Here is a 4988-nt window from a genome sequence, read left to right as displayed (position 1 = left end):
GGCCGGAGGTGGTCGTCCGGGGGCGCGGGGGCGGGCTCCGGGCGCGTGGTCGCCAGGTGGGATTCCACCAGGGCCGCCGCCGCGCGGCGCAGGGCCAGCGAATCCGGGTCCAGGGGCAGCGGCCAGGAGTGCTCCCGGGCGGACCCGGCGGCCAGGGCCGGGTTCTCCTCGTCCTCGGCCGGCTCCTCGGCCCAGGCGTCGATCTCGCCGTGGCCCGCGACGCAGTGCTCGTACAGCGCCCGGAGGAACGGCGACGGCCCGCGCCGCTTCTTCTGCGTCGGGCCCCACCAGTGGGCGGAGGCCAGGAGCAGCGAGCGCGGGCGGGTGAAGGTCACGTAGCCGAGGCGGAGTTCCTCCACCTCCTTGTGCTCCTTCAGGGCCGCCTTGAAGGACTTCATGCCCGCCGAGGTCCACTCGGGACCGGCCGGCAGGGTGGGCGCGTCGCCGCGCAGCGCGTACGGCAGGACCTTCGCGTACGAGGTCCAGGCCTCCGGCGGCTTCTGCTTCGGGAACGAGCCCGCGCACAGGTCGGGGACGACCACGACGTCCCACTCCAGCCCCTTGGACTTGTGGGCGGTGAGCACCTTGACCGTGTTCTCGCCGCCCGGCAGGGCGTGGTCGAGGCCCTTCTCGTACTGGACGGCGGTCCGCAGGAAGGCCAGGAAGGCCAGCAGGGACGCCTCGCCGTCGAGGGAGGCGAAGCCGGCGGCCACGTCGAGGAACGACGAGAGGGTCTCGCGGCGGCGCGCGGCCAGGGCGTGCGGGGAGGCCGACAGCTCCACGTCGAGGCCGGTCGCGGCCAGCACCCGGTGCAGGACGTCCATCAGCGGGTCGGCGAGGGAGCGCCGCAGGTCGCGCAGCTCCTGGGCGAGGTGTGCGAAGCGGATGCGGGCGGCCGCCGAGAACGGCAGGTCGTCCACGGAGCCGGCGGAGCCGGACGCCTCGCCCCCCGCGCCGTCCAGGAACGTTTCCAGGGCGTCGGCCAGGGAGATGATCTCGGCCGGGTCCACGCCCTCCACGGCGGCGGCCAGCCGCCCCTCCGGGTCCGTCCCGGGCTGGGCGCGCCCGACCAGCTGCCGGGCGCGCCGGCCCAGCAGGGCCAGGTCGCGGGCGCCGATGCGCCAGCGCGGCCCGATGAGGAGGCGGACGAGGGAGGCGTTGGCGCCCGGGTCCTGGAGCACCTCGCACACCGCGATCAGGTCGGCGACCTCGGGCAGGTGCAGCAGCCCGGAGAGGCCGACCACCTCGACCGGCACGTCGCGGGCCACCAGCGCCGCCTGGATCTGCGCGAAGTCCGCCGCGCCCCGGCACAGCACGGCGATCTGCCGGGGCTCGGTGCCCGTCCGCACCAGGTGCGCGACCGAGTCGCCGAGCCAGTCGAGTTCCTCTGCGTGCGTGCGCAGCAGGGCGCAGCGGACGGAACCCGCCTGCTCTTCCCCCGGCGCGGGGCGCAGCGCCTCGACGCCCTCGTGCATGGCGCGCAGGGGGGCCGCGAGGCCGTTGGCGAGGTCGAGGAGTCGGCCGCCGCTGCGCCGGTTCTCGCTGAGGGAGAACCGGGTGGCGGGGCTGCCGTCGGCGTACGGGAAGTGCTCGGGGAAGTCGTCGAGGTTGGCCACGGACGCGCCGCGCCACCCGTAGATCGCCTGGCAGGGGTCGCCGACGGCGGTGACGGCGTGCCCGGTGCCCCCGCCGAACAGCCCGGACAGCAGGAGCCGCTGGGCGACGGAGGTGTCCTGGTACTCGTCGAGGAGGACCACGCGGAACTCCTCGCGCAGCAGCGCCCCCACCTCGGGGCGGGTGGTGGCGAGCTCGGCGCACAGGGCTATCTGGTCGCTGAAGTCGAGCAGGTCGCGGGAGCGCTTGGCGGCCCGGTAGCGCTCGGTCAGCTCCAGCAGTTCCAGACGGCCGCGGACCGCCTCGGGGATCTTGCGCAGCTCCTCGTTGCCGAGGCGGGTGCCGGCGAGTTCGTCGAGCAGCGCGGTGTCGTACGCACGCAGCCGCTCGGGGGTGACCAGGTGCTCGGACAGCTCCGCGTCGAGCGCGAGGAGGTCGCTGACCAGGTCGGGGACGGACTTGGTGAGCGCCGGGTACGGGCCGGGGGCTTCCCGGAGCACGCGCGCGGCGAGCTGGAAGCGCGTGGCGTCGGCGAGCAGCCGGGCGCTGGGCTCCAGGCCGATGCGCAGGCCGTGGTCCTTCAGGAGCTGGCCGGCGAAGGCGTGGTAGGTGGAGATGCGGGGCTCGCCGCCCGCCGCGGCGTCGGCACCGGCACCGGCACCGGCACCAAGGCCGGAGACGGAGACGCGGGCGGTGCCGGCCGTGTCCGCCGGGGAGGGGTCCGGGTCGGTGATGCCGGCCTGCGCGAGGGCCGCCCGTACGCGCTCGGCGAGCTCGCCGGCGGCCTTGTTGGTGAAGGTCAGGCCGAGGACCTGGGAGGGCGCGACCGTTCCGGTGCCGACCAGCCACACCACCCGGGCGGCCATGACCGTGGTCTTGCCGGACCCGGCTCCGGCCACGATGACCTGCGGGGCCGGCGGGGCGGTGATGCAGTCCAGCTGCTCGGGGGTGAACGGGATGCCGAGGAGCTCCTTGAGCTGCTCGGGGTCGGTGAGGTGGGAGGAGGGGCGCGCGGACACCCGGAAAGGCTAGCCGTCCGGGCCGACATTCCCCCGCGATCCGTCTCACACCCCGGGCTGCTGCGACGCGGGTCACTTGCCCGCGCAGTCCGGCGTGGGCGGCGACTGGTTCGACGTGATCCCGCTCCGCGGTCCGCGACCGGGGCCGACCGGGTCACTCCACGGTCTGGCGGCCCTCCGGGCGGGCGCTGCACGAGCTGCGGAAGGAGCAGTGGCCGCAGTGCCGGCCGGGCGCGGGGGCGAACCGCTCGTCGAGGACCCGGCCGGCGGCGGTCGCCAGCAGGTCGCCGACCCACTCGCCGGAGGATCCCGGCGACAGCGGCTCCTGCCCCTGGACCTTGGGGACGGTGGCGCCGCCGTCGCGCACGGCAGCGCCCTGGCGCAGGTGGACCAGCTCGGCGCCGCCGGGGGCGGGCCGCGTGCCGTCGAAGGCCTCGTCGACGGCGCCCTCGCGGACGGCGAGCTGGTACACGGCGAGCTGCGGGTGCCGGGCCACCTCGTCCTTGGTCGGCGCGGACTTGCCGGTCTTGAAGTCGACGACGTACGCACGCCCCTGCGGGTCCGCCTCGACCCGGTCCATGGAACCCCGGATCCGGACGGCGTACTCGCCCGCTTCGAGCGTGACGTCGAAGTCGTGCTCCGTGGCGACCGCCGCCCTGCCCCCGCGGTCGGTGGTGTGCCAGCGCAGGAAGCGTTCCAGGGCCGCGCGGGCGTTGTCCTTCTCCTGGCGGGACTTCCAGGGCGCGTCGAAGGCGAGGGCGTCCCAGACCGAGTCGAGGCGCTCCATGAGGACGGCGAGGTCGGCGGGGGTGCGGCCGGAGGCGACCTCGTCGGCGAGGACGTGGACGACGTTGCCGAAGCCCTGGGCGGCGGTGGCCGGGGCGTCGGCCTTGACCTCGCGGCCCAGGAACCACTGGAGGGAGCAGGTGTTGGCGAGCTGGTCCAGGGCGCTGCCCGAAAGGGTGACGGGCCGGTTGCGGTCGCGGAGCGGGACGCTGCTGCGGGTCGGTTCGTACAGGCCCCACCAGCGCTGCGGGTGCGCGGCGGGGACCAGCGGCCGGTCGTCCTCGTCGGTGAGTGCGGCCAGGCGGGCGAGGCGGCGGGCGGCGGCGTCGCGGAGCGCGGGCGAGGCGTCCGGGTCGACGGTGGTGGCGCGCAGTTCGGCGACGAGCGCGGGGACGGACAGGGGGCGGCGCGGCCGGCCGGAGACGTCCTTGGGGGTGACCCCGAGCTCGGTGAGGAAGCGGGAGGGCTGGTCGCCGTCCTCGGCCGGGGCCTTGACGGCGGTGACGACGAGTCGCTCGCGGGCCCGGGTGGCGGCGACGTAGAACAGGCGGCGCTCCTCGGCGAGGAGGGAGCCGGGGCCGAGGGGTTCGGCGAGCCCGTCGCGGCCGATCCGGTCGGCTTCGAGGAGGGAGCCGCGGCGCCGGAGGTCGGGCCACAGGCCCTCCTGCACGCCGGCGACGACGACGAGCTGCCACTCCAGCCCCTTGGAGCGGTGCGCGGTCATGAGCCGGACGGCCTCGCGGCGGGTGGCGCGACGGGTCAGGGTGTCGGCGGCGATGTCCTCGGCCTCGAGCTGTTCGAGGAAGTTGAGGGCGCCGCGGCCGCCGGTGCGCTCCTCGGCGCGGGAGGCGGTGTCGAAGAGGGCGCAGACGGCGTCGAGGTCCCGGTCGGCGTTGCGGCCGGCCGGGCCGCCGCGGCGGGCGTTGCGCTCCAGCCGCTGGGGCCAGGGGGTGCCGTCCCAGAGGGCCCACAGGGCCTCTTCGGCGGTGCCGCCGCCCTGGAGCAGCTCGCGGGTCTTGCGCAGGAGCAGGCCGAGGCGCTGCGCGCCACGGGCGTACGCCGGGTCGTGCGCGACGAGACGCTCCGGCTCGGCAAGGGCGCGGGCGAGCAGCACGTCCGAGGGCGCGGGGACGGTGACCCCGGCGGCCCGCTCCTCGTCGCGCAGCGCGCGCCCGAGCCGGCGCAGGTCGGCGGCGTCCATCCCGCCGAGCGGCGAGGTGAGCAGCGTCAACGCCGCCTCGACGCCGACCCACCCGACATCGACCCCGGCCCCGACGGCCCCGGCCGACTCGGGCACCTCGGCAGGCTCGGCCGACTCGGCAGCATCTGCCGCCTGGGCGAGCTCGTCCGCCTCGACGGTCTCGACGGTCTCGTCCGCCGCGACGGTCTTGATGGACCCAGCAGTCTCGGCTGTCTCAGCCGTACCAGCCGAACCAGCCATCCCAGCCGTCCCAGCGGTCTCGGCCGTCTCAGCCGTCCCAGCGGTCTCGGATGCCCGTGCCGCCTCGGCCGTCCCGGGGGCCTCGGCGAGTTCTGTCGGGGTGGGGGGCGGTGTGGCCAGGGCTGCGG

At 76.1% G+C, this 4988-nt stretch carries 2 protein-coding genes; both read right to left on the bottom strand.

The features are described from left to right. Positions 1-2633 (bottom strand): ATP-dependent helicase (locus HYE82_RS33915; protein ID WP_179178063.1); only part of this gene is annotated, 2633 nt, incomplete at its 3' end. Positions 2634-2787: 154 nt separating this feature from the next. Further along, positions 2788-4860, bottom strand: a complete 2073-nt coding sequence (locus HYE82_RS33910) for a UrvD/REP family ATP-dependent DNA helicase (RefSeq protein WP_256988064.1) — start codon at positions 4858-4860, stop codon at positions 2788-2790. Positions 4861-4988: the final 128 nt, after the last annotated feature.

The sequence above is a fragment of the Streptomyces sp. BR123 genome, from assembly GCF_013401435.1.
Taxonomy (GTDB): domain Bacteria; phylum Actinomycetota; class Actinomycetes; order Streptomycetales; family Streptomycetaceae; genus Streptomyces.
This window is presented reverse-complemented; position numbering and strand designations above follow the sequence as displayed.

Coding starts and splice junctions, on each gene's coding strand:
- HYE82_RS33910 (WP_256988064.1), bottom strand. CDS start 4,860: ATGGCTGGTTCGGCTGGTACGGCTGAGACAGCCGAGACTGCTGGGTCC.